At 32.3% G+C, this 24,860-nt stretch carries 17 protein-coding genes (1 of these 17 cut by a window edge); 8 read left to right on the top strand and 9 right to left on the bottom strand.

The features are described from left to right. On the bottom strand, positions 1-641 hold the 5' portion of the coding sequence (locus tag ACYX4H_RS10210; RefSeq protein WP_476236137.1) for a glycosyltransferase family 2 protein. Its footprint begins 361 nt before the window's first position; 641 of the gene's 1,002 nt are visible here — the first part of the coding sequence; it begins with the start codon at positions 639-641; its stop codon lies off the left edge, out of view. A gap of 44 nt (positions 642-685) precedes the next feature. Between ACYX4H_RS10210 and ACYX4H_RS10215 the strand changes: the two genes are divergently transcribed. Together ACYX4H_RS10215 and ACYX4H_RS10220 are read left to right on the top strand one after the other, a co-directional pair. Next, positions 686-2,275, top strand: a complete 1,590-nt coding sequence (locus ACYX4H_RS10215) for an ArnT family glycosyltransferase (RefSeq protein ID WP_476236138.1) — start codon at positions 686-688, stop codon at positions 2,273-2,275. Between the two features lie 69 nt (positions 2,276-2,344). Then, positions 2,345-2,845 carry a hypothetical protein gene (locus ACYX4H_RS10220; protein WP_476236139.1) on the top strand — a complete coding sequence of 167 codons (501 nt, stop codon included), beginning with the start codon at positions 2,345-2,347 and terminating at the stop codon, positions 2,843-2,845. On the opposite strand, the gene ACYX4H_RS10225 is transcribed toward ACYX4H_RS10220, so the two are convergent. The 8 genes from ACYX4H_RS10225 to ACYX4H_RS10260 form a co-directional block, all read right to left on the bottom strand. Next, a complete protein-coding gene (locus ACYX4H_RS10225) occupies positions 2,846-3,082 on the bottom strand; it encodes a DUF6095 family protein (RefSeq protein ID WP_476236140.1) in 237 nt (78 codons plus the stop codon). After that, a complete protein-coding gene (murQ, locus tag ACYX4H_RS10230) occupies positions 3,069-3,887 on the bottom strand; it encodes an N-acetylmuramic acid 6-phosphate etherase (protein ID WP_476236142.1) in 819 nt (272 codons plus the stop codon). The genes ACYX4H_RS10225 and murQ overlap by 14 nt, the downstream gene beginning before the upstream one ends. Before the next feature lie 20 nt (positions 3,888-3,907). Next, positions 3,908-4,717 (bottom strand): DUF4249 domain-containing protein, encoded by an 810-nt coding sequence (locus ACYX4H_RS10235; protein WP_476236143.1) that lies wholly within the window; start codon positions 4,715-4,717, stop codon positions 3,908-3,910. Positions 4,718-4,721: 4 nt separating this feature from the next. After that, positions 4,722-7,091 (bottom strand): TonB-dependent receptor, encoded by a 2,370-nt coding sequence (locus tag ACYX4H_RS10240; protein ID WP_476236145.1) that lies wholly within the window; start codon positions 7,089-7,091, stop codon positions 4,722-4,724. Positions 7,092-7,167: 76 nt separating this feature from the next. Next, entirely contained in the window at positions 7,168-9,378 is a 2,211-nt protein-coding gene (locus ACYX4H_RS10245) for an NADP-dependent isocitrate dehydrogenase (protein WP_476236146.1), read from the bottom strand. 777 nt (positions 9,379-10,155) lie between these two features. Then, on the bottom strand, positions 10,156-10,509 hold the full coding sequence (gene rplS / locus ACYX4H_RS10250) for a 50S ribosomal protein L19 (protein WP_147131071.1): 354 nt from the start codon (positions 10,507-10,509) through the stop codon (positions 10,156-10,158). A 157-nt stretch (positions 10,510-10,666) separates the two neighbouring features. After that, positions 10,667-11,344 (bottom strand): tRNA (guanosine(37)-N1)-methyltransferase TrmD, encoded by a 678-nt coding sequence (gene trmD / locus ACYX4H_RS10255; protein WP_475294142.1) that lies wholly within the window; start codon positions 11,342-11,344, stop codon positions 10,667-10,669. Between the two features lie 119 nt (positions 11,345-11,463). Then, a complete protein-coding gene (locus tag ACYX4H_RS10260) occupies positions 11,464-13,944 on the bottom strand; it encodes a TonB-dependent receptor (protein ID WP_476236148.1) in 2,481 nt (826 codons plus the stop codon). A gap of 250 nt (positions 13,945-14,194) precedes the next feature. Between ACYX4H_RS10260 and ACYX4H_RS10265 the strand changes: the two genes are divergently transcribed. The 6 genes from ACYX4H_RS10265 (at position 14,195) to ACYX4H_RS10290 (ending at position 24,853) form a co-directional block, all read left to right on the top strand. Continuing rightward, positions 14,195-16,150: a peptidylprolyl isomerase gene (locus tag ACYX4H_RS10265; protein WP_476236149.1), complete on the top strand. Its 1,956-nt coding sequence runs from the start codon at positions 14,195-14,197 to the stop codon at positions 16,148-16,150. A gap of 27 nt (positions 16,151-16,177) precedes the next feature. Continuing rightward, complete coding sequence (locus tag ACYX4H_RS10270) at positions 16,178-17,002, top strand: peptidyl-prolyl cis-trans isomerase (protein WP_476238658.1); 825 nt, start codon at positions 16,178-16,180, stop codon at positions 17,000-17,002. Then, on the top strand, positions 16,986-18,422 hold the full coding sequence (locus ACYX4H_RS10275; RefSeq protein ID WP_476236150.1) for a peptidylprolyl isomerase: 1,437 nt from the start codon (positions 16,986-16,988) through the stop codon (positions 18,420-18,422). Before ACYX4H_RS10270 ends, ACYX4H_RS10275 begins: the two co-directional genes overlap by 17 nt. A 3-nt stretch (positions 18,423-18,425) precedes the next feature. Then, positions 18,426-19,379 (top strand): AAA family ATPase, encoded by a 954-nt coding sequence (locus tag ACYX4H_RS10280; RefSeq protein ID WP_476236152.1) that lies wholly within the window; start codon positions 18,426-18,428, stop codon positions 19,377-19,379. Positions 19,380-19,603: 224 nt separating this feature from the next. Then, complete coding sequence (locus ACYX4H_RS10285) at positions 19,604-22,384, top strand: bifunctional aconitate hydratase 2/2-methylisocitrate dehydratase (protein WP_476236153.1); 2,781 nt, start codon at positions 19,604-19,606, stop codon at positions 22,382-22,384. Between the two features lie 201 nt (positions 22,385-22,585). Next, positions 22,586-24,853, top strand: coding sequence for an aconitate hydratase (locus ACYX4H_RS10290; protein ID WP_476236154.1), 2,268 nt, complete (start codon positions 22,586-22,588; stop codon positions 24,851-24,853). Positions 24,854-24,860 lie beyond the last annotated feature (7 nt).

Raw genomic sequence — 24,860 nt, forward strand, 5'->3', positions numbered from 1 at the left:
GTTCTACCTAAGCCGTATTTAGATTTTCCAAACTGCCTTTCATGATGTTTTACGGGTACTTGCGCAATTTTAGCACCATTTAAAAAGGCTGATAAATTTATGAAGCGATGCATTTCTCCATATAAATTAAGTTCTTTTGCAATTTCTTTAGTGAAAATTTTGAGGGCACATCCTTGGTCTTTTAAATCTAATTTTGTGGCTTTTCTAATAATAAAATTAGCAATTTTAGAAGGTATAGTTCTTACAAAATTATCTTTTCTTTTGGCTCTAATACCCGTTACAACATCCCAATGTTCAGCTTTTAATTTTTGTAACATAGCAGGAATGTCGGTTGGGTCATTCTGTAAATCGCCATCCATTGTAATAATATAATCGCCTTTGGCCGCATCAATACCAGCCGAAAGCGCTAAACTTTGTCCGTAGTTTTTTCTAAGTTCTATTAAAGTTACATGAGGTAAATTCATTTTCAAAATATTCACTCTTGTATAATCAGTAGAAAAATCGTCAATAAAAATAATTTCATATTGAAATCCTTTTAAAGCATTATCTATACGCTTGGTTAATAAGGCCACATTATCTTCTTCATTATAAACTGGAATAATAACAGAAAGGTAACCATAATCTAATTTTGAAAATGTCATAATACATTTAATTTGATGAACTAAACATCAAAATTATTTCTTTTATGCTATTAGAACGTATTCTTAATGATAAGAAATTACTAAGTGTTTTTATAATTAGCTTAATTATATGTGGGTTTTTTATACACGCCTTTCCTATTTATATTTTAGATGAAGCTAAAAACAGTGAGGCAGCCAGAGAAATGTTAATGAATAATACATTTATTATACCAACTTTTAATGATGTTTTACGTACAGATAAACCACCATTGCATTATTTTTTTATGATGTTAAGCTATAAAGTTTTTGGAGTAAATGCTTTTGCTGCTCGTTTTTTTTCATCGGTTTTTGGAGCACTTACAATAACCGGAACTTTTTATTTTGTAGCAAAATTGTTTAATAAACAAACAGCCATATTAACGTGGTTTGTACTTATTAGTAGTGTGTTTTTTGTACAAGTGTTTCATCAAGCAGTACCAGATCCTTATTTAATATTTTTTATAAGTATGGGTTTGTTTTGTTTTCTAGATTTTTATATTAATAGAAACAAAATATTTTTATTATTTTTTTATATATGTTTAGGTTTAGGCACACTTAGTAAAGGCCCAGTAGCAATAGCATTACCAGGTATAATAATTTTTACTTTTCTAATATTTAAAAAAGAATTATTCACTAAAAAACTGTTTAATTATTACCCCGTTTTAGGTGGTTTGGTAACTCTTATTATTGCTATACCTTGGTTTTTTGCAGTGCATAAAGCTACCGGTGGATTATTTACCGAAGGCTTTTTTTTAAACCATAATATAAATAGGTTTAGTAGTAAAATGGAGGGGCACGGAGGTATATTTTTAATTACCTGGGCTTTTGTAGTTTTAGGGCTGTTGCCTTTTTCAGTGTATATAATTCAAGGGTTTAAAAACGCTTGGTTGTATAGAAAAAATACGTTTGTTTTATTTGGGCTTATTACATCTGCTGTTTTTATTGTGTTTTTTAGTATTTCAGGTACAAAACTGCCCAATTATACTATGCCTTGTTATCCTTTTTTAGCTGTTTTAATAGCGCATTATTTACAAGGAATAATTGAAAATAAAGAACCTTTAAAATGGTATAAATGGAGTAGTATTGCCCTTATTTTAATTTCTATTTGTTTACCCATAGGTGCATTTATTGCGTTTAGTATTGAAAAGCAATTGCAACCAATAAAATGGTACAGTTTATTTTTAATAATAGCTATGATAGGTGCTTTTAGTGGCTATTATTTTATTAAGAAAACACAATTTAAAAAAAGTATAGCAATTACTGGGTTAAGCTGGATGGTTTTAGGTATGGTAATTTTTGGAGTTATTTACCCTAAATTAATTGTTTTAAACCCTGTTGAAAAATCATTTACAGTAATTCCAAAACAATCAAAAATTGTTGCATATAAGCGTATAGATGCTGCCTTTCCTATAAATTATAAACAAACTTTTGAAGTTTTTGAAACCAAAGAGGCTATCCGTAAGTTTTTAATTGAAAATGAAAATGGCATAGTTATTTCAAATTATAAACACACAAAAAAAGATTTTGAAGCTGAAAATATTGAAATCTTGTTAGAATACAAGGCGTTATTTGAAAACCATAAAACTTTAATTTTTAAAAAAGGAAATATGGAGTAAGTTATTGAAATTTAAACGGACTAACATGAAAAATTTTCCAATTCAAATTATTTAACTATTTTAGTTTCTATGGATAAAATTATTGCAGCTACCTTAAAAACCCTTGAAAAGTCTAGATTCTTATTAGTGCAATTATCCAATGAACAACTACAAAATGCTTCTATTTCTCCTTACTATTCAAGCATAGGTTGCCATATTAGGCATATTTTAGATTTTTATGATTGTATTTTTAAAGCTCATAAAGGTGAAGTTATAGATTTAACTGCAAGAAGTAGAAATAAAGCTGTAGAATGTGCTTGTAGTAAAGCGCTTGATTATTTATTTTCTATTGAAAATAATTTGAAATCTTTTAATTTAGAAATGGAAACAACCGTAAAGGTTATTGATGATTTGGGTATGGGAAAAATTGAAATGCATTATACCATGGCTTCACTATTTTCGCAAGCCAATAGCCACACCATTCATCATTATGCTATTATAAACTATATTCTTGAAGGTTTAAAAATTAGTTTTAATGATAGTAGTTTTGGTTACAACCCAACAACACCTAAAAATGTAAAGGCTTCTTAATTATTTCTTTTTAAACATACTATTTAAAATAGTATTAATGCCTTTAAAAGCTAAAACTACAGCTGTTATAGCTACTAAAATTCCAATAATTAAAATTACGGTATCAATAGGTTTTTTTATACTTGTTTGAGAAATATATATTAAGGTTGGCCCTAAAAACATACAGCCTAAAGAACCAGCCATAAATTTAATGCCTTTTACAAGTATATCTTTATCGGTTCTATTAGTTTTGGTCATTATAATTATTAATAGCTAAACGCACACTACCGTATTTTTTTAGTAATTGTTGTGCTTGGTTTTCAGGAATATTAAGTTCTTTCATTATCATTTTTGTGCCTCTATCAACTAATTTGTTGTTGCTAAGTTGCATATCAACCATTTTGTTCCCTTTTACATGCCCCAATTGAATCATGCTGGCAGTAGTAATCATGTTTAATACAAGTTTTTGTGCTGTACCAGCTTTCATTCTAGAGCTTCCTGTAATAAATTCTGGACCAACAATAGCTTCAATAGGAAATTGTGCTGTTTGAGACAGCGGACTGTTATGATTACAAGTAATACAGCCAGTTACAATATTGTTTTCATTGCATTTTTTTAAAGCTGAAATAACATAAGGTGTGGTGCCCGAAGCAGCAATACCAATAACAACATCATTACTTGAAATGTTATGGTTTTGAAGATCTTCCCACCCAAGGGTTGTAGAGTCTTCAGCAAATTCAACGGCTTTTCTAATGGCTGTATCACCACCAGCAATTAGTCCTATTACTAAACCATGATCTACTCCAAAAGTTGGTGGACATTCCGAAGCATCAACAATGCCCAAACGCCCACTTGTGCCTGCACCAATATAAAACAAGCGTCCGCCTGTTTTTAGTTTTTTTACAATTTCAGAAACTAAAATTTCTATTTGTGGTAATGCTTTTTCAACAGCAAGCGGTACTGTTTTGTCTTCGTTGTTAATGTTGGTTAACAATTCTATTACACTCATTTTTTCTAAGTGATTGTAATTAGAATCTTGTTCAGTAGTTTTAGTAAATTTCATGAGTTCAAAAATACATTAATTTATTGAACGGTGTAGGTGAAAACATCAGTTTCGGTAACTCTAAAATAGCCTAACGGATAGTTTTCAGGGGTGGTTTCATTAACGCAATTACCCCTAACGGTGGCTGGTTGCGTTTCAAAAGGATCGCCTGTTTCGTCATCGGTTTGTTGTAAAAGCACAAAAATATAGTTATAACAACGTTGTGAAATGCCAGATAGTTTTATTCTTAACTGGTCATCTTTTTTTAAATCTTCATCAACATAAAATCCAAAAATTTGATTTCCGTTATTAAACTCATCGTCATAAACCTCAAGGGTTGGCATATTTCCATGGTTACCAAATTCAAATAAATAATAGTTTTCTTGGTTTGCAGGATCAGTATAATAGGCCTTTATTTCAATATCTTCACCTGAAAAACCACCATTATCATTTTGTTCCACAAAATCAATAGGAACAACAGGTATTAAGGTTTCTGTAGCTGTATAGGTTTGGTTTTCGTAAATTACAGTAAGCTTATATTCCATGTTAATTATGGGCGTAAAATTGTAGTTTTTATAAGAACCTTGAAACTCTTCATTAAAAGTAAAGGTATTGTTATCAGAATCAGTAACTGTAACTATGGCGCCGGTTGCAGGTGGTATATTAACATCAAAATAGGGTGCGGTTAAGCTTAATTTTATTTCTTGTTCATTACCTGTAGTGCCTTTTTCCCAAGAGAGTGTTGCATCAATTACTAATCTTGGTGGCGTGTTTTCTAAATCTACATCAATAACATCTTCACAAGAAAACATTAAACAAAATAGAGTTAATAAGGTTATTATTTTTTTCATGATGTTAAAACTTAAAATTATAAGAAACAGATGGCACTATACCAAAAATGGCAAGTCTTGTAGCTTCATTTTGCATTTTATCAAAGTTTTTTCCAAAGGAAATAGATGCTGCATTTTTTCTGTTGTAAACGTTGTAAATACTAAATACCCAGTAGCTTTTCCAGTTTTTTTTGCGTTTTTGTTTAGGTGTATAGTTAACAGCTAGGTCTAACCTGTTGTATGACGGCAACCTGTTTTCATTACGTGCACCAAAATTTGGAATATTTACACCGTTATATTCATATTGGCTGTTTGGAAACGTTACTGGTTGCCCGGTTTGAAACAAAAAATTAGCATTTAATTTTATACGATTGCTTAAATTATAGCTTGATGTAATTGAAATATCATGAGTTTTATCATAGGGTGTATTGTACCACTGGCCATTGTTAATACCTATTTCATTGGGTGTTCTGCCTTTTGTTTGTTGCTCAGATTTTGAAAGCGTGTAGGCTAACCAACCTTTAAAACGTCCTTCGTTTTTTCTAAATAAAAATTCTAAACCATAAGCTCTGGCATTACCGTTTAAAATAACTTGTTCAATGGCGTTGTTAGCAATTAAATCGGCACCATCAATGTAATCTATTCGGTTTTTTATGGTTTTGTAAAAGCTTTCAACTTCTAATGAAAATAAATTATCATTAAAATCTTTAAAATAGCCAACAGCATATTGGTGCAACTCTTGCGGTTTTATGTATTTACCACTGGGTGTCCAAATATCTAAAGGCGTTGGTGCGTTGGTGTTTGATAGCAAATGCAAATATTGATACATTTTGTTATAACTGGCCTTTACAGAGCTTGTATTATTTAACTGATAAGCTAGAGAAAATCTAGGTTCTAGGTTAAAAAAGCTTTCAATAACATCACTACGATTAAAGGATTCAGTATCTGTAGGTGTGGCTTTTTCGTAAATTTTTAAATCGTTATTAAAAACTAGAGCTTGGTTATTTAGGTAAACGTTAAGTTCATCTTGCCCTAACCTTAAAAACGAACTTAAGCGCAGTCCGTATGAAAGTGCTAGCTTTTTGCTTATTTTATGTTCAACATCAAAATATAAAGCGTTTTCAAATGCATATTTATCTATTAGTTTAAATGGATTAATACCTGAACTTGAAGATGTTGGGTTAATTTCACCTGGATTAAATTTATGATAAATACTATTTAAGCCATATTGAAGTTTTATTTTGTTGTTAAGGTAATGTTTAAAATCATATTTAATGTTGAAGTTTCTAATACCGGATATCCAATCAAACTCAACAAAATTAAGTTTTAAATTATAGTCGTAATCTGAGTAAATGAGTGATAAGTTTGAAAAAAGCTTATCAGAAAACAGGTGGTTCCATCTAAAATTTAAAACCGTATTGCCATAGGTGTTTTCAAAAGTATCTTCAATACTAAACACATCTCTTCCAAAATAACCAGATAAGTAAATATTGTTTTTACTGTTTAATTTATAGCTTAATTTGGTGTTTAAATCGTAAAAATAGGCCTTGTTTTCAATATCAAAAAGTGGTAAAAATAGGTGCGCGTAACTAGATCTTCCGCCTAATAAAAAAGAACCTTTGTCTTTTTTTAAAGGGCCTTCGGCCAATAACCTACTAGAAACTAAACCAATGCCCCCATTCATGTGAAACTCTTTGCTATTTCCTTCTTTTTGATAAATATCTAAAACCGAAGAAACGCGTCCGCCATAGCGTGCAGGAATTCCGCCTTTATAAAGACTTAAATCTTTAATGGCATCTGGGTTAAAAACAGAAAATAATCCGAATAAATGTGATGAATTATAAATAGTAGCTTCATCTAAAAGAATTAAATTTTGGTCTGCAGCACCACCGCGTACGTTAAAGCCAGAGGCGCCTTCGCCAACCGATGTTACACCAGGTAAAAGGGTAATGGCTTTTATAATATCAGCTTCACCCATAACAACTGGAATTTCTTTTATTGTTGAAGACGTGAGCTTGTTAACGCTCATTTGTGGCTTTTTTATACTTAATTTTTCAATATTTTCGGTAATTACAACGGCATCTAAATCTTCAATGGTATTTTTTAAACTGAAGTTTTTGGTAATATCAGTATTAAGCTGAATAGTATCAGTAAGGGTAGTGTAGCCTAAATAGCTGATTAACATTTTATAAGTACCCTTTGGAAGCGTTATTGAAAAGAAACCATATTCATTAGTAGTTGTACCGGTTTGCAAATCGGGAAAAATAATGTTAACACCAATAAGGGTTTCGTTACTTTTTTCTTCAGAAATGGATCCGCTTAACGTAAATTTTTCTTGTGCATTAATTGAAAAACAGAAAAAAATGGAGAGTACCCACAAATAAGAGGTTTTCATGCAATAACAATTTTTTATAAATGTATAAAAAAAGCTCCTAGAAAAGGAGCTTTTAACAAGTTGTTAGGCTTTTTGTTTAACCTATTATTTTATTAAATGTTTCACTTGGTCTCATAACTTTACTAGTTAGAGCCTCGTTAGGTATGTAATAGCCATCAATATTTGTGGGGTTACCTTGTATGCTGTTTAACTCATTAACAATGGTGTTTTCATTATTAGCTAATGCCGTTGCAATGGTTTTAAACTCTTCTTTTAAAGTAGCATCTTCGTTTTGGTTAGCTAAAGCTTCGGCCCAATACATAGCAAGGTAAAAATGGCTACCTCTGTTATCTAACTCGCCAGCTTTTCTAGAAGGGCCTTTTTTGTTTTCTAATAGTTTTTCAGTGGCATCATCTAAAGCTTCACCTAAAATTTTAGCTTTGGCGTTATTGTTAACTTCAGAAAAATGCTCTAAAGAAACTGCTAAGGCTAAAAATTCACCTAAAGAATCCCAACGTAAGTGGTTTTCTTCTACTAATTGGTCAACGTGTTTTGGAGCAGATCCACCAGCACCAGTTTCAAATAAACCACCACCATTCATTAATGGAACAATTGATAGCATTTTAGCACTAGTACCAACTTCTAAAATTGGGAATAAATCTGTTAAATAATCACGTAAAACGTTTCCTGTAACAGATATAGTGTCTTCGCCATTTTTAATTCTTTCACAAGTGAAAAGCGTAGCATCAATAGGTGCTAAAATTCTTAAATCTAATCCGTTTGTGTCATGATCTTTTAAGTATGTGTTTACTTTTTTAATAAGTTCTGTATCATGAGCTCTGTTTTTATCTAACCAGAATACAGCAGGAGTTTCAGAAGCTTTTGCACGTGTAACAGCTAGTTTTACCCAGTCTTGAATAGGAGCATCTTTAGTTTGGCACATACGCCAAATATCTCCAGTTTCAACGTTGTGTTGCATTAATTTGTTACCAGCATCATCAATTACAGTTACTGTTCCGTTAGCTTCAATTTCAAAAGTTTTATCATGCGATCCGTATTCCTCAGCTTTTTGAGCCATTAAACCAACGTTAGGAACAGTTCCCATTGTTGTAGGGTCAAAAGCACCATGTTTTTTACAGAAATCTATAGTTGCAGCATAAACACCTGCATAACTACTATCTGGAATAATTGCTTTGGTATCTTGTAATTCACCTTTAGCGTTCCACATTTTTCCTGATGTTCTTATCATTGCTGGCATTGAGGCATCAATAATTACATCACTTGGTACGTGTAAGTTTGTTATACCTTTATCTGAATTTACCATGGCAATTGAAGGCCCGTTTTTGTAGGTAGCTTCAATTTCAGCTTCGATTTCAGCTTTTTTATCGGCAGGTAATTCGTTAATGCGCTCTAGTAAATTTCCTAAACCAGAGTTTACATTTACACCTATGTTTTCTAAAGTTTCGCCATATTTTTCAAATACATTTTTAAAGTAAGCTTTTACTGCATGCCCAAAAATAATAGGGTCGCTTACCTTCATCATGGTACCTTTCATGTGTAGCGAAAAAAGAATGTTTTTTTCTCTAGCATCAGCTACTTGGGCTTCTAAAAAGCTTACTAATGCTTTTTTGTTCATTACTGTTGCATCAATAATTTCGCCTTCTAAAATTGGGAAACTATCTTTTAAAACGGTTTCAGTTCCGTTTACATCAGTATGTACAATTTTAATATTTGTAGCCTTGGGTAGTGTTACAGATTTTTCGTTGTGTGCAAAATCATTGTCTTGCATGGTGGCTACATGTGTTTTAGAATTGCTAGTCCATTCACCCATAGAATGCGGATTCTTTTTTGCGTAGTTTTTAACCGCTTTAGGTGCGCGTCTATCAGAGTTTCCTTCACGTAAAACAGGGTTTACGGCACTACCTTTAATTTTATCGTAGCGGTTTTTTATATCTTTTTCAGTGTCGTTTTGAGGTTCATTTGGATAATCAGGAACTGCAAAACCTTTAGATTGTAATTCTTTTATTGCACCTTTTAACTGCGGAATAGAAGCACTAATGTTAGGTAATTTTATAATGTTAGCTTCTGGTTTTTTAGCTAATTCACCTAGCAATGCCAAATCATCTGGAACACGCTGATCTTCGTTTAAATAGTCTGGAAAAACAGCTAAAATCCTAGCGGCCAAAGAAATATCTTTGGTTTCTATGTTAATTCCTGCAGACTTAACAAAAGCCTGAACTATAGGTAAAAAAGAACGTGTTGCTAAAGCCGGAGCTTCATCGGTTTTTGTATAAATAATTTTAGACATTAGTATTGCTTTTTTTGTTTAAAATGGTTGCTAAAAATTGTTTGGATAAATAGAAGATACATTTTTAGCGATGCGAATATACAAAATTAGACTAGATATAACAGCCTAATTACAAAATGAAAATGTTAAGAAAGATATAATTTTTATAATGGTAAAAAACTGCTTAGCCACTACTTTTTTTGTAACGAAAAGGAGCTTTGTTTGTTAAAAAACAAAAGCCATATCACTGTAGAATTTAATCTGCTTTGATATGGCTTTTTCTTTGAAAAGCTTAAAAGCTATTTCAAGGAGGAACATTTGTTAATTTTCAAAATGTATTGACCTAATTACCAAATGCTCAAAAGTATTGTTTTTCTTAATGCTATTAATCTTTTTACTTAGTTAAACTAAAACAATAGCATTGATTAATTTACAGAATGTACTGGTGTTTAAGCTTTCAACTATATTTTGTATTTAATTTTCATAATATACAGTTTGAATATAGTATCATAGTTTATAAATAATCACACATACACATGATGCTTTTAAAACCTAGAAAAACAATAGTGTAATAAAGAACGTTACATTATTTTTAGATGCACTTTTATAATTTTGAAATGAAAACAATATTATTTATTTGTGCATCTATTGTAAATATAAAACATTTTGGTGTAAAATAACGTTTTTTAAATATTTAAATATCAACAGGTTATAAACTATAGTTATCAACTTTTGTTAATAACTAAAAAAGCCTTGATTTTATAATCAAGGCTTTTTTTATATGTTTTTGTAGAAATTTTACTTGTTTCTAAGCTCTTTAATTCTAGCTTTTTTACCAGTAAGACCTCTAAAGTAGAAAATACGAGCTCTACGTACTTTACCACGTTTGTTAACTTCAACTTTTTGTAATGCAGGTAAGTTTACAGGGAAGATACGCTCAACACCAATAGAACCAGACATTTTTCTAATTGTAAAAGTTTCTGAAGCACCAGATCCTCTACGTTGTATTACAACACCTTTAAAAAACTGTGTTCTTGTTTTATTACCCTCTTTGATTTCGTAATAAACAGTAATAGTATCACCAGCACTAAATTCTGGTAAGTCTTTTCTTGTTACAAATTCGTCTTGTACAAATTTTACTAAAGATTCCATCTTTGTATTTATTTTATAAATGGTTGATTCAGAACAACATTCACGATTTTCGCCAGAGGTTAACCCGAAATTGGCTGCAAATATAATTAAAAAGTTATAAGTAGAAAGTAAAAGGTTTAGTTTTTTGTTTTATTGTTAGATGTTAGTGTTTAAAATACTATTCATCTAACAAATCGGGTCTGCGTTCTTGGGTGCGTTTGTACGCTTTGTTTTCGCGCCATTTTTCAATTTCAGGAAAATTACCACTAAACAGAATTTCGGGTACTTTCCATCCGTTATATTCTCTTGGGCGTGTGTAAATTGGTGGTGCTAATAAATTATCTTGAAAAGAATCTGTTAAAGCAGAGGTTTCATTGCCTAAAACGCCTGGAATTAGCCTAATTACCGCATCACAAAGTACGGCAGCTCCTAATTCGCCACCCGATAAAACATAATCGCCTATAGATATTTCTTTGGTTATAAAATGATCGCGCACGCGTTGGTCTACACCTTTATAATGCCCGCATAAAATAATAATGTTTTCTTTTAGTGATAGTTGATTGGCAATACCTTGGTTTAGGGTTTCGCCATCGGGTGTCATATAAATTATTTCATCATAATGTCTTTCGGCTTTTAAGCCAGATATACATTTGTCAATAGGCTCAATCATCATAACCATACCTGCGCCACCACCAAATTGGTAATCGTCAATACTTTTGTAATTATCGGTAGCATAATCTCTTAAATTGTGAAAATGAACTTCAACCAAATTAGCATCAATGGCTCTTTTTAAAATTGAAGCTTCAAACGGACTTTTAAGTAATTCTGGTAAAACGGTAATAATATCTATACGCATTGTATTATTTTATAATGGACAAAGATAGTTTAATTGTTGTTTTTAAAATACCTAAAAACACAAATAGCGATTTTTATTGAATAAAAATCGCTATTAAAAAAAATTATTAAGTGTGTGTTTTAAAACTCTCTTTTACCAAATTCACTATCAATAAATTTAGCTTTGTTTTTACCGTTTTTAAAGGTGTAGGTTAAGTTTAGTGTAACCATATCTACCTCGTAAATGTAATTTGTTGTGGTGTAAAATTCATTGGGCCTAAAGGTTGTAATGCGTTGCTCATTAGTATCTAAAAGTCCCATATCAATATTTTGCCACTGTAGGGTAGCGGTTAACCTATTATTTAAAAACGCCTTTTGAAAAGTTAAGTTAGGTGAATAGTAACGCGAGTCTTCACCTTGTGCTGTAACTCTATCAGATAAATAATTGAAGGTGAATTGAAGCGAGGCATTTTCCCAAAAACTGTATGTTGAATTTAAGTTTATTGAATACATGGTAGCTTTTGAGTTTACATCTCTATTATCAAACTCGCCATCAATTTTATAGTTATAAATATTTGCACCAATAAAATTACTCCAGTTTTTTGTTGGTTTTAGGTTGGCACCAACTTCAATACCAATTGCTTTGGCATTACCAACATTTGAATAAATTCTATTTAAAATAGTATCATTATAAATGGTATTTACTCTGTTTACTAAGTTTTTTACATTTCTAAAGTAACCTGTAGCAAAAATAGAATTACCGCCTTTAATTTTTTTAGTAATACCAAGTTCAACTAAATCAATAAATTCTGGTTTAAGGTTTGGGTCTCCTTGTTCTAACGTTTCAGAGTGTTCACGTTCTGGGAACGGATTCATTTTAAATGTTGTTGTGCGCTCTACACGTTTGCTATAAGCGGCTTTAATGTTTGTTTTGTCATTTATTTCATATTGAATAGAGGCCGAAGGATATAGTTTAGTAAAGTCATATTCATAGGTTTCATCTATGGTGTTGGCTTTATCTTTTAAATCTAAAGTTCTATCACTAACTTCAACTCTAGCGCCGGCGCTGTAATCCCATTTTCCTTTTTTGCCTGTAAGTTGTGCGTAAACAGAGTGAATGCTTCGTTTTAAGTTAACTTCACTTGAAAATTCTGGAACTAATACAAAATCATCATTAAAATCTGTGCGTCTTTCATATACAAAATCGCCTGTATGATCTAAATTTCTGTATTGATATCCAGTTTCTAAAGTACCAAAAGAAAAAGGTTTAAAACTATAATCTATTTGTGCGCGCAAACCGTTTAATGGGTTGTCATTGGTGTTGTATTCATCTTGATAAAGAATTGAATTATCAGGATGTCCTAAATTTTGGTTAACGGTTGGGCCACCTAACAGTGTGTATTCGTATAAAAATGATGTAGATAATTTAGAGTTGTTATTAAAGGTGTGTGCATAATCAAAACTACCCAAAGCAAAATCACTTTTTCTAATTCTTAAGTTATGATTGAAATATTGAAATGTATAATCTCTATCAGCATCAGTGCCATTGGCAGGTGTTATGGCGTGGTTATCAAAATACACAATATCAGCTAACCTGTCTTTACTGCGTTTACCGGCAAAAAAGCCTAAAGAGAATGTGTTATTGTCATCTGGTGTAAAATCTACAGTAAAGCGTCCGCTATAGTTTTCTTCATCAAAACTACGTTCGCCAGTTGATGGAAATTGTGTGCGCGTATTATTAATAATAGTGTAAACATCGCCTTCGCGTCTTCCGCCTAAATCGTTACGTTGGTAGCTAGCGCCTAAAGAAACGTTCCATTTATCATTTCGCATGTTATAAGTACCATCAATACCGTATCGTTGGTGCGCTTTGTCATTATCATACGTTTCAATAGAAGGTAAACCACCTTTAATGTTTATTTGGCCAAATGCGCCATTTGTAGCGCCTTTTTTAGTAATTATATTAATTAAACCTGCTTTTCCTTCAGGGTCATATTTAGCTGAAGGAGCCGTAATAACTTCAACACGTTCAATAGCATTAGCAGGTAATTGCGCCATTAATGCGCTTGCGTTACCCTGTGTTGGTTTTCCATTAAGTAAAACTACAAAACCAGAGCTACCTCTTACATTAATTTCACCTTGGCCATCAATACTTACAGATGGTAGGTTTCTAATAACATCAACACCAGAGCCTCCTTGAGCATTTTTAAATTTTTCGGCATCAAAAACTTGCCTGTCAATTTTATTTACAACGGTAGCGCGTTCTGCTTGTACTACAACTTCGTTTAACGCATTGCCAAGTTTTAATTGTAAAATACCCAAATTTGTGGTGCTTTTTGTATTGGTAATTGTTATATTTTTTAAGGTTGTAACATCATAACCAATAAAAGATGCTTCAATATAATATGTGCCTTTTTTTAGGTTTTCAAAAGTGAACTCGCCATCTATATTAGTAATAACACCTGTAATTAGTTCTTGTGTTTTTTGGTTAAAAATAGCAGCGGTTGCATACTCTAAAGGGGTGTTTGTTTCGTCTACAATTTTACCTTTTAGTTGCCCAAAAGAAAAGGTAAAGCTCATTAATAAAGCAAAGGTTGTTAAATATTGAATAGTTGTTTTCATAAATTAAAATAGATTTCGGGGTGCAATTTACACCCATAAAAAATGTGGTATTTGGTCTATTTGAAAAATTTATGGTACAATTGAATTAAGAGTGTTAAATTGGTGTTAAAACAAGTGTTTTAAATGTAATTGAGTAGCACAATTTTAGTTAACTATTTAAGTTAATTAATAAAGCATTGCCAAAACTAGAGTTACTTGCATAATAGCTTTATATTAGTATTTTTGTAGCCGCTTGAATAATTTTTAATCCATGAAATTAGCATATTTATTTACATTAGTATCAATACTTTTTTTTAGTGTTTGTAATGCACAGTTAAAAACAGATGAAGTACTTTTTACAATTGGCAATGAACCTGTTTATGTGTCTGAATTTTTAAGAGTTTACAATAAGAATTTAGATTTGGTAAAAGACGAATCTCAAAGAAATGTAGATGAATACTTAAAACTATTTACCACTTATAAATTAAAATTAAAGGAAGCTAAAGCACAAAAACTTCATGAAAAAGCATCATACAAAACAGAGTTAGAAAGCTACCAAAAGCAACTTGCTAAAAGTTTTATGAAAGATACTAAAGTAACCGATGCTTTACTTGAAGAAGCTTACCAAAGAATTTCGTTTGACGTTAATGCAAACCATATTTTAATAAAACTACCTAAAAATGCAAACCCAGGTGATACTTTGGTTGTTTATAACAGGCTTTTAAAATGGCGAGAAGCAGCTTTAAATCAAGGTTTTGAAACCATTATGAAGCAAAAGCACGATGGTAAAAATGTGTTTGGTGAAACTTTAGGATATTTTTCTGGTTTTAAAATGGTTTACAGTTTTGAAAATGCGGCCTTCAATACACCCGTGGGCGAAATTTCTATGCCTTTTAGAACGCGTTTTGGTTACCATATTATTCAGGTTTTAGATAAAAGAAAATCTAAAGGAGAGCGCACCGTTGCTCATATTATGGTAACAGAAAAAAAAGGTGATACTTTAAATACTTCTGAAGAACGTATAAACGAAATTTATAACAAGTTTAAACAAGGTGAAACCTTTGAGAGTTTAGCTAAACAGTTTTCAGATGATAAAAACTCAGCAGTTAACGGTGGAAAAATGGCGCCATTTTCTAGCGGACAATTAAATGCGCCAGAATTTGAAAAAGTAGCTTTTGCTTTAGAAAATAAAGGTGATGTTTCAGAGCCTATTAAATCGGCTTATGGTTGGCATATTGTTAAACTAATTGATAAAAAACTAATACCACCTTTTGAAGATGTTAAAGCAGATTTGTTAACAAAAGTAAAAAGAGACGATCGCTCAAAACTTATAGATGATGCTTTATACAACAGCTTAAAAAAACAATACAACCTAACCGAAAATAATGCAGCAATACCATATTTTGTGTCTATTTTAAATGAAGATTATTTTAAGCGTAGTTGGCGTTTACCAGAAAATTTCAATGCAGAAACAACATTGTTTACTATTGCAGATTCAACCTTTACATACAATAATTTTGCAACGTATTTGTTAGAAAAACAGCAAGGTAGAATAATAAAAAAACCATTAAATACATTTGTTAATGAGCATTACAATACATTTTTAAATGAAACTTTAGTGGCCTATAAAGAAGCTCGTTTAGAGTTTGAAAATGAAGACTATGCCCATGTACTATCTGAATACAGAGATGGCTTGTTGTTGTTCGATTTAATGGAAAATACCATTTGGAATGCTTCAAAAACAGATTCTGTTGCCATAAAAGAATACTACCAAAACAATAAAGAAAACTATAAAACACCACAGCAAATTGATGCTGTTGTAGCTTCAGCTTCAAAGCAAAAAACATTAAAAAAAGTTGCTAAAATGCTAAACAAAGGTGTGTTAGCTAATACAATAAAATCGCAATTAAATACTAATGGCAATACCAACGTTATTTTTACAACAGAGGTTATGGATGCCAATAATGCTTTATTGCCCAAAAAACTGCCCTTTAAAAAAGGAGTTTCTAAAATTTACGAACATAATGATGCTTATGTTTTAGTACAAATTAAAGAGGTGTTACCGCAAACTCAAAAATTATTTGAAGAAGCTAAAGGTAATGTAATTAGCGATTATCAAACCCATAAAGAAAATATTTGGGTTAGTACTTTAAAAGAAAAATACCCTGTAAAAGTAAACCAAGAGGTGTTAAAAAACGTAAAATCAATAATAAAAAATAAAAGCTAAGTGCGTAGTAGGTTTGTAGTAATTTTAATGGTGTTATTTTTAGTGTCTTGCAACTTTTTTAAAAGTACAGATACCCAAACTGCTATAGCAAGAGTTAATGAGTCATATTTATATTACGATGATATTAAAAATCTAGTTTCGCCTGAAACAAGCCCGCAAGACAGCACGCTTATCATTCAAAATTACATAAATAAATGGGCAACCCAACAGCTGTTAGTTGATGGAGCCAAACTTAATTTAAGCGAAACAAAACAAGAGGCTTTTAATAAACTTGTAAACCAGTATAAAAATGATTTATACACAAAAGCTTACATGGAAGCACTTGTAAAACGTAGCATTGACACCGTTGTTAGTACTACTGAAGCCGAAATGTATTATGAAAATAATAAAGAGGTATTTAAATTAAATGAAGACTTAATTAAATTTAGGTACATTCACGTAAATGAAAACATTAATAACCTTAAAGATATACAAGATAAGTTTGAGCGTTTTAATGAAACAGATAAACAGGAATTAGATTCTATTTCAATCCAGTTTACATCTTATTCTTTAAATGATTCTATTTGGATAAAGTTAGCTCAGGTGGTTGATAAAATACCAGTAGTTACTGCAGAAAATAAAAACGAATTGTTAAAAAAATCTAATTTTGTGCAACTCAAAGATTCATTAGGAGTATATTTGATGCAAATAAATGACGTGCTGTTAAGAAATAATACAGCGCCGCTAGAATATGTAAAGCCTACAATAGATCAAATAGTTATTAATAAACGAAAACTAGAACTTATTAGGCAGTTAGAAAAAGATATTACTAAAGATGCTATTAAAAACAAACAATTTGAAATTTATAAATAATACACAAACCCTAAAGGTTTTATTTACAGTGCTTTTAGCTGTAAATGTACTATCTGCTCAAGAAATTATTGAAGATAAAGTTGAAACAAAACCAACTAAAAAAACAGATAGTGTTTCATCAACATTTCAATCTGTAAAAGTTGATGGAGTTGCTGCCGTAGTGGGAGATTTTATCATTTTAGAGTCTGATATTCCAAAAGAAAGAGAACAAATTCAAGCAGCAGGTGGTAACGTTGATGGTGTAACAGATTGTGAATTAATGGGCTCTTTGTTAGAAAACAAACTCTATGCACATCATGCTATTCAAGATAGTATTCAAGTATCGGATGCCGAAATTAGAGGTCAAGTAGATTATCAAATTCAGCAATTTTTACAATATTTTGGCGGAAACATGGATAAGCTTCTTAAATATTATAAAAAGGAAGACGAGCAAAGTTTTAGAGATGAAATGTTCGAAATCAACAAAAACAATCAGTTAGCATCAAAAATGCAAGCTAAAATTGTTGAAGCAATAGAAATTACTCCTGAAGAGGTAAGAGAATATTTTGATAAAATACCAAAAAACCAACGTCCATCATTTGGTACAGAGTTAAAAGTGGCACAAATAGTAGCAGAGCCAAAAGTATCAGAGGAAGAAGAACAACGCATAATTGATAGACTTAATGGTTTTAGAGAAGATGTTATGGAAAGGGGTGCAAGTTTCAGGTCTAAAGCCGTACTTTATGGTGAAGACCCAGGGCTTAAGCAATCAGGTTACATTTATACTTTAGATAGAAAAAAGCCAAGAATGGTAAAAGAATTTAGGCAAGCAGCCTTCGCTTTGCAAGAAGGTGAAGTGTCTGAACCTTTTAAAACAGATTTTGGTTATCACATTGTATATTGTCAAAAAATTAGAGGTCAGCAATATGATGTTAGTCACGTACTTTTAAAACCAAAAGTATCAAATGATGCTATAAAAGAAGCAAAAGAACGCCTTGAAAAAGTAAGACAGCGTATTATTGATGGTGATATTACTTTTGCCGAAGCTGCCAGAGAAGCCAGTGATGAAAAGGAAACAAAAAATGATGGTGGCCAATTAATTAACCCAGAAACACAAGATTATAATTTTGAATTAACAAGAATGGATACAGGCTTGTATGCACAAATTCAAAATTTAAAAGATAACGAGGTAAGTTTGGTTTTAAAAGATGAAGATAATAGAGGTAATACCAAATATAAAATTTTAATGGTAACCGATAGAATTGATGAGCATGAAGCAGATTATGCTAGAGATTTCTTAAAAATAAAAGAGTTAGCATTAAAAGAAAAAAAGCTTAAAGCCATTGCCAATTGGCAGTCTGAAAAAATAACAGATACCTACATAAATATAAACGGCACTTATAGAGATTGTAACTATACAAGTAACTGGTTAAAAAAATAGTATATGTCTGACGTAGCAGCAATTGAACAATTTGTAACAAAGTATAAAGCATTAAAGCAAGAAATTGCAAAAGCTATAGTTGGTCAAGATGAGGTAATAAACCAAATACTAATTTCAGTTTTTTCAGGAGGGCATTCACTTTTAATTGGTGTGCCTGGTTTAGCAAAAACCTTAATGGTAAACACCATTGCACAGGCTTTGGGTTTAGATTTTAAACGTATTCAGTTCACACCAGATTTAATGCCAAGTGACATTTTAGGTAGTGAAATTCTTGATGAAGACCGTCATTTTAAATTTGTAAAAGGCCCCATTTTTGCTAATATCATTTTAGCCGATGAAATTAACAGAACACCACCAAAAACACAAGCAGCTTTATTAGAAGCAATGCAAGAAAGAGCCGTTACAGTTGCTGGTCATCATTATAAATTAAATTTACCTTATTTTGTATTAGCAACCCAAAACCCCATTGAACAAGAAGGAACATATCCATTACCAGAGGCTCAGTTAGATAGGTTTATGTTTGCAATAAATTTAGAATATCCTTCGTTTGAAGAAGAAGTAGAGGTTGTTAAAGCCACAACAAGCAATAACAAACCGGTAATAAATTCACTTTTTTCAGCAACCGAAATCACTAAATTTCAAGAAGTTATTAGGCGAATTCCCGTGGCCGATAATGTAGTAGAATATGCAGTAAAAATGGTTGGTAAAACAAGACCAAATAGTAACACTGCCGCAGACTTAGTTAAACAATACATAGATTGGGGCGCTGGCCCAAGAGCATCACAAAACTTAATTTTAGCAGCCAAAACACATGCAGCAATTCATGGTAAATTTTCACCAGATATTGAAAACGTTCAGGCTGTTGCTCACAGTATTCTTCGTCATAGAATTATAAAAAACTACAAAGCCGAAGCTGAGGGTGTTTCAGAAAATGAAATAATAAGTAGTTTATTTTAAAATTTAACCCTTAATTTTTTGTGAATAACTTAAAATTAAGCGCTTCAAAATATTAAAATCGCAATCATTTTATTTTAAAATACCACTATAATTAAAACGTATTGTAAGTGACTGTATTCGCATGTTTATTTTTAAATCTTTGTATTAATTTCGTATTTTGCGAAGCTTTTTTTAACAAAAAGTAAACAGTTTCAACCCAACTTAAACATTGAAATATTTCTTTTATGAATACTTATAATGATTATCTCAAGGAGATAGAAGCGCGTAAAGCGCAAGGGCTACACCCTAAGCCTATTGATGGCAGTGAATTGTTATCTGAAATTATTGCTCAAATTAAAGATGTAAATAACGAGCACAGAAAAGATTCTTTAAACTTTTTTATATATAACGTTTTACCGGGTACTACCAGTGCTGCACGTGTAAAAGCAGATTTTTTAAAAGAAATTATTTTAGGTGAAACTACTGTTGAAGAAATTTCGACAGAATTTGCTTTCGAGCAATTATCTCACATGAAAGGTGGACCATCTGTAGAAGTACTTTTGGATTTAGCTTTAGGCGAAGATAAAGCAATTGCTGAAGCTGCAGCCAAAGTATTAAAAACACAAGTATTTTTATACGAAGCAGATACCGATCGATTAGAACAAGCAATGAAAGCTGGTAGCCCAATTGCAAAAGAGATAATCGAGAGCTATGCGCAAGCAGAATTTTTTACAAAACTTCCAGAAGTTCAAGAAGAAATTCAAGTTGTAACTTATGTTGCTGGTGTAGGTGATATTTCAACAGATTTATTATCACCAGGTGCAGATGCGCATTCACGCTCTGATCGTGAGTTACATGGTCAATGTATTTTCGAACATAATAAAGAAATGCAACAAGAGGTGTTGGCATTAAAAGAGCAACACCCTGATAAACGAGTAATGTTAATTGCAGAAAAAGGAACAATGGGTGTAGGATCATCTCGTATGTCTGGTGTAAATAACGTGGCATTATGGACAGGTATTCCATCATCACCTTATGTACCATTTATCAATATTGCACCTGTAATTGCAGGAACAAATGGTATTGCACCAATCTTTTTAACTACAGTTGGTGTAACAGGAGGAATTGGAATTGACCTTAAAAACTGGGTAAAACAAAAAGACGAAAACGGTAACACAGTTGTAGATGCAGATGGCGAGCCAATATTAAAAGAGGTTTATTCTGTAAAAACAGGTACGGTTTTAACAATTAATACAAAAGAGAAAAAATTATATAACGGAGATCAAGAGCTTAAAGATATTTCAACAGCATTAACACCACAAAAAATGGAGTTTATCAAAGCTGGTGGATCTTACGCTGTGGTTTTTGGTAAAAAATTACAAACCTTTGCTTGTAAAGCTTTGGGTATCGAAATTCCTCAAGTGTACGCAGCTTCTAAAGAAATTACTGTAGAAAACCAAGGGTTAACAGCAGTAGAAAAAATCTTTAATAAAAACGCAGTTGGTACGACATCAGGAAAAACATTACATGCTGGATCTAACGTTCGTGTAGAAGTAAACATTGTAGGTTCTCAAGATACTACAGGTTTAATGACGTCTCAAGAATTAGAAATGATGGCTGCAACGGTAATTTCACCAATTGTAGATGCTGGTTACCAATCTGGTTGTCATACAGCTTCAGTTTGGGATGACAAATCAAAAGCTAACATTCCGCGTTTAATGAAGTTTATGAATGATTTCGGTTTAATTACTGGTCGTGATCCAAAAGGTCATTATCACGCAATGACAGACGTAATTCATAAGGTGTTAAACGATATTACGGTAGACGATTGGGATATCATTATTGGTGGAGATTCGCACACACGTATGTCTAAAGGTGTTGCTTTTGGTGCCGATTCTGGTACAGTAGCATTAGCTTTAGCAACTGGTGAAGCAACAATGCCAATTCCAGAGTCTGTAAAAGTGACGTTTAAAGGTAACATGAGAAGCTTCATGGATTTCCGTGATGTGGTACATGCAACGCAACAGCAAATGTTAAAGCAATTTGATGGCGAAAACGTATTCCAAGGTCGTGTTATCGAAGTACACATTGGTACATTAACATCAGATCAAGCGTTTACATTTACAGATTGGACTGCAGAGATGAAAGCGAAAGCGTCTATCTGTATTTCGGAAGAAGAAACGTTAATCGAATCTTTAGAAATTGCTAGAGATCGTATCCAAATCATGATTAAAAAGGGTATGGATAACGAAAAGCAAATGTTACAAGGTTTAGTAGATAAAGCAAACAACAGAATAGAAGAGCTTAAATCTGGTTCTAAGCCAGCATTAAAGCCAGATGCAGATGCTAAATATTATGCAGAAGTGGTTATCGATTTAGATGAAATTGCAGAACCAATGATTGCAGATCCAGATGTAAACAACGAAGATCCTTCAAGACGTTATACTCACGATACTATTCGTCCATTATCTTACTATGGCGGAACTAAAAAAGTAGATTTAGGTTTCGTTGGATCTTGTATGGTACATAAAGGTGATATGAAAATTTTAGCGCAAATGCTAAAAAATATCGAAGCTCAACATGGTAAAGTAGAATTTAAAGCGCCATTAGTTGTAGCGCCACCAACATACAATATTGTTGATGAATTAAAAGCTGAAGGTGATTGGGAAGTGTTACAAAAGTACTCAGGATTCGAGTTTAACGATGACGCACCAAAAGCAGCTGCACGTACTAAATACGAAAACATGTTGTATTTAGAGCGTCCTGGTTGTAACCTTTGTATGGGTAACCAAGAAAAAGCTGAGCCTGGAGATACAGTAATGGCAACATCAACACGTTTATTCCAAGGTCGTGTTGTAAAAGATGCCGATGGTAAAAAAGGCGAATCTTTATTATCATCAACACCAGTTGTAGTATTATCAACTATTCTTGGTCGTACACCAACTATGGAAGAATACGAAGCTGCAGTAGATGGCATTGTATTAACCAAGTTTAAGCCATCTCAAAAACAATTAGTAATGGCATAAAAGTCATAATAATTTATAATGAAAAGCCCGAATTTTTTAATTCGGGCTTTTTTATTAACCTTTTCTTATGATAGTTTTTTCAAAATTTTATTAACTTGAACACAATCTAAATTAAGGTGGTATATCAGTAAAACAGCTACTTATATCACTTTTTTTTAATATTTTAGTTTGAATATAATTAAGAAAAAAAAAGAAGAATTTATGGCATTTGACATTAATATGATTAAGGGCGTTTATTCAAAAATGGCAGAGCGCGTAGATGCTGCTCGAAACATTGTTGGTAAACCATTAACATTATCTGAAAAAATATTATACAATCATTTATGGGACGGAACGCCCACCAAAGCGTTTGTTAGAGGAAAAGATTATGTAGACTTCGCCCCAGATAGAATTGCTTGTCAAGATGCAACTGCGCAAATGGCTTTATTGCAATTTATGCAAGCAGGTAAAGCCAAGGTAGCAGTACCAACTACAGTACATTGTGATCACTTAATACAAGCCAAAGAAGGTGCCGCAAAAGATTTAAAACATGCAAATAGTGTAAGTAGTGAAGTTTTTGATTTTTTAGAGTCGGTTTCAAATAAATATGGCATCGGGTTTTGGAAACCAGGAGCAGGTATAATTCACCAAGTAGTTCTAGAAAATTATGCATTTCCAGGAGGAATGATGATTGGAACAGATTCGCATACGGTAAACGCCGGCGGATTAGGAATGGTTGCTATTGGTGTTGGTGGAGCAGATGCAGTTGATGTTATGGCAGGCATGGCTTGGGAACTTAAATTTCCAAAGTTAATTGGTGTTAAACTAACAGGAAAATTATCTGGTTGGACAGCGCCTAAGGATGTTATTTTGAAAGTGGCAGAAATTCTAACTGTAAAAGGCGGAACTGGTGCTATTGTAGAATATTTTGGGCCTGGAGCTACAGCCATGTCGTGTACAGGTAAAGGTACTATTTGTAACATGGGTGCCGAAATTGGTGCTACAACTTCAACTTTTGGTTATGATGAATCTATGGAACGCTACTTACGTGCCACAGACAGAAGTGATGTTGCTGATGCTGCCAATACTGTGAAAGAATATTTAACAGCCGATCCTGAAGTGTATGCAAACCCTGAACAGTATTTTGATCAGGTTATCGAAATAAATTTATCTGAATTAGGGCCTTTATTAAACGGTCCATTCACTCCAGATTTATCAACTGAAGTTGGTGCAGCAATGACAGAAAAGGCGGTTTCTAATGAGTGGCCATTAAAAGTAGAATGGGGTTTAATTGGGTCTTGTACTAATTCATCTTATGAAGATTTATCGCGTGCAGCTTCAATAGCACAACAAGCTTTAGACAAAAATTTAAAAACCAAAGCAGAATTTGGTATAAATCCTGGTTCAGAACAGGTGCGTTACACTGCAGATCGTGATGGTATTTTGCAAGTGTTTGAAAAATTAGATGCTACTATTTTTACCAATGCATGTGGACCATGTATTGGGCAGTGGGCTAGATATTCAGATCCTAAAAATGCACCTAAAAATAGTATTGTTCACTCATTTAACCGAAACTTTGCTAAACGAGCAGATGGTAATCCAAATACGCATGCTTTTGTAGCATCGCCAGAGTTAACTGCAGCTATTGCTATTGCCGGTCGTTTAGATTTTAACCCGTTAACCGATAAATTAATTAACGAAAACGGAGAAGAAGTAATGTTAGATGAACCTACAGGTTGGGAACTACCACCAAAAGGTTTTGAGGTAAAAGAAAATGGTTATTTAGAGCCTGTAGCAGATGGAAGTGGCGTAAATGTTGTAGTAAAAGACGACTCTGAACGTTTACAACTTTTAACGCCTTTTGAACCTATTGGAGATACTTTAACAGGCGCTAAACTTTTAATAAAAGCATTTGGTAAATGTACAACAGACCATATTTCTATGGCAGGACCATGGTTACGTTTTAGAGGACATTTAGATAATATTGCCAATAATACACTAATTGGAGCCGTTAATGCTTTTAACCAAAAAACAAACTTTGTTAAAAACCAGTTAACAGGAGATTATGGTGGTGTACCAGATGTACAACGTGCATATAAAGCAAAAGGTATTAAAACAGTAGTTGTTGGTGATCATAATTATGGTGAAGGATCTTCTAGAGAGCACGCTGCAATGCAACCACGCCATTTAGGTGTTGCTGCCGTTATAGTAAAATCGTTTGCGCGTATACATGAAACAAACCTTAAAAAACAAGGTATGTTAGGCTTAACATTTGCCAATGAAAACGATTATGATTTAATTGAAGAAGATGATACGTTTAACTTCTTAGATTTAAACGAATTTGCTCCAGACAAGCAATTAATAGTTGAAGTTGTTCATGCTAATGGTAGTAAAGACACCATAAAATTAAATCACACGTATAACAATGCTCAAATAGCATGGTATAATGAAGGTTCAGCATTAAATTTAATTAAAAAGCAAAATGCTTAGTTTATAA

The organism is Seonamhaeicola sp. ABD4_340, from assembly GCF_056312135.1.

Bases quoted from the DNA above. Each gene is read 5' to 3' on its own strand.
- murQ (WP_476236142.1), bottom strand. From the start codon at position 3,887: ATGAAATTTACTAAAACTACTGAACAAGATTCTAATTACAATCACTTA.
- ACYX4H_RS10265 (WP_476236149.1), top strand. From the start codon at position 14,195: ATGAAATTAGCATATTTATTTACATTAGTATCAATACTTTTTTTTAGT.
- trmD (WP_475294142.1), bottom strand. From the start codon at position 11,344: ATGCGTATAGATATTATTACCGTTTTACCAGAATTACTTAAAAGTCCG.
- ACYX4H_RS10215 (WP_476236138.1), top strand. From the start codon at position 686: ATGCTATTAGAACGTATTCTTAATGATAAGAAATTACTAAGTGTTTTT.
- ACYX4H_RS10245 (WP_476236146.1), bottom strand. From the start codon at position 9,378: ATGTCTAAAATTATTTATACAAAAACCGATGAAGCTCCGGCTTTAGCA.
- ACYX4H_RS10280 (WP_476236152.1), top strand. From the start codon at position 18,426: ATGTCTGACGTAGCAGCAATTGAACAATTTGTAACAAAGTATAAAGCA.
- ACYX4H_RS10285 (WP_476236153.1), top strand. From the start codon at position 19,604: ATGAATACTTATAATGATTATCTCAAGGAGATAGAAGCGCGTAAAGCG.
- rplS (WP_147131071.1), bottom strand. From the start codon at position 10,509: ATGGAATCTTTAGTAAAATTTGTACAAGACGAATTTGTAACAAGAAAA.
- ACYX4H_RS10260 (WP_476236148.1), bottom strand. From the start codon at position 13,944: ATGAAAACAACTATTCAATATTTAACAACCTTTGCTTTATTAATGAGC.
- ACYX4H_RS10240 (WP_476236145.1), bottom strand. From the start codon at position 7,091: ATGAAAACCTCTTATTTGTGGGTACTCTCCATTTTTTTCTGTTTTTCA.
- ACYX4H_RS10270 (WP_476238658.1), top strand. From the start codon at position 16,178: ATGGTGTTATTTTTAGTGTCTTGCAACTTTTTTAAAAGTACAGATACC.
- ACYX4H_RS10235 (WP_476236143.1), bottom strand. From the start codon at position 4,717: ATGAAAAAAATAATAACCTTATTAACTCTATTTTGTTTAATGTTTTCT.
- ACYX4H_RS10225 (WP_476236140.1), bottom strand. From the start codon at position 3,082: ATGACCAAAACTAATAGAACCGATAAAGATATACTTGTAAAAGGCATT.
- ACYX4H_RS10220 (WP_476236139.1), top strand. From the start codon at position 2,345: ATGGATAAAATTATTGCAGCTACCTTAAAAACCCTTGAAAAGTCTAGA.
- ACYX4H_RS10290 (WP_476236154.1), top strand. From the start codon at position 22,586: ATGGCATTTGACATTAATATGATTAAGGGCGTTTATTCAAAAATGGCA.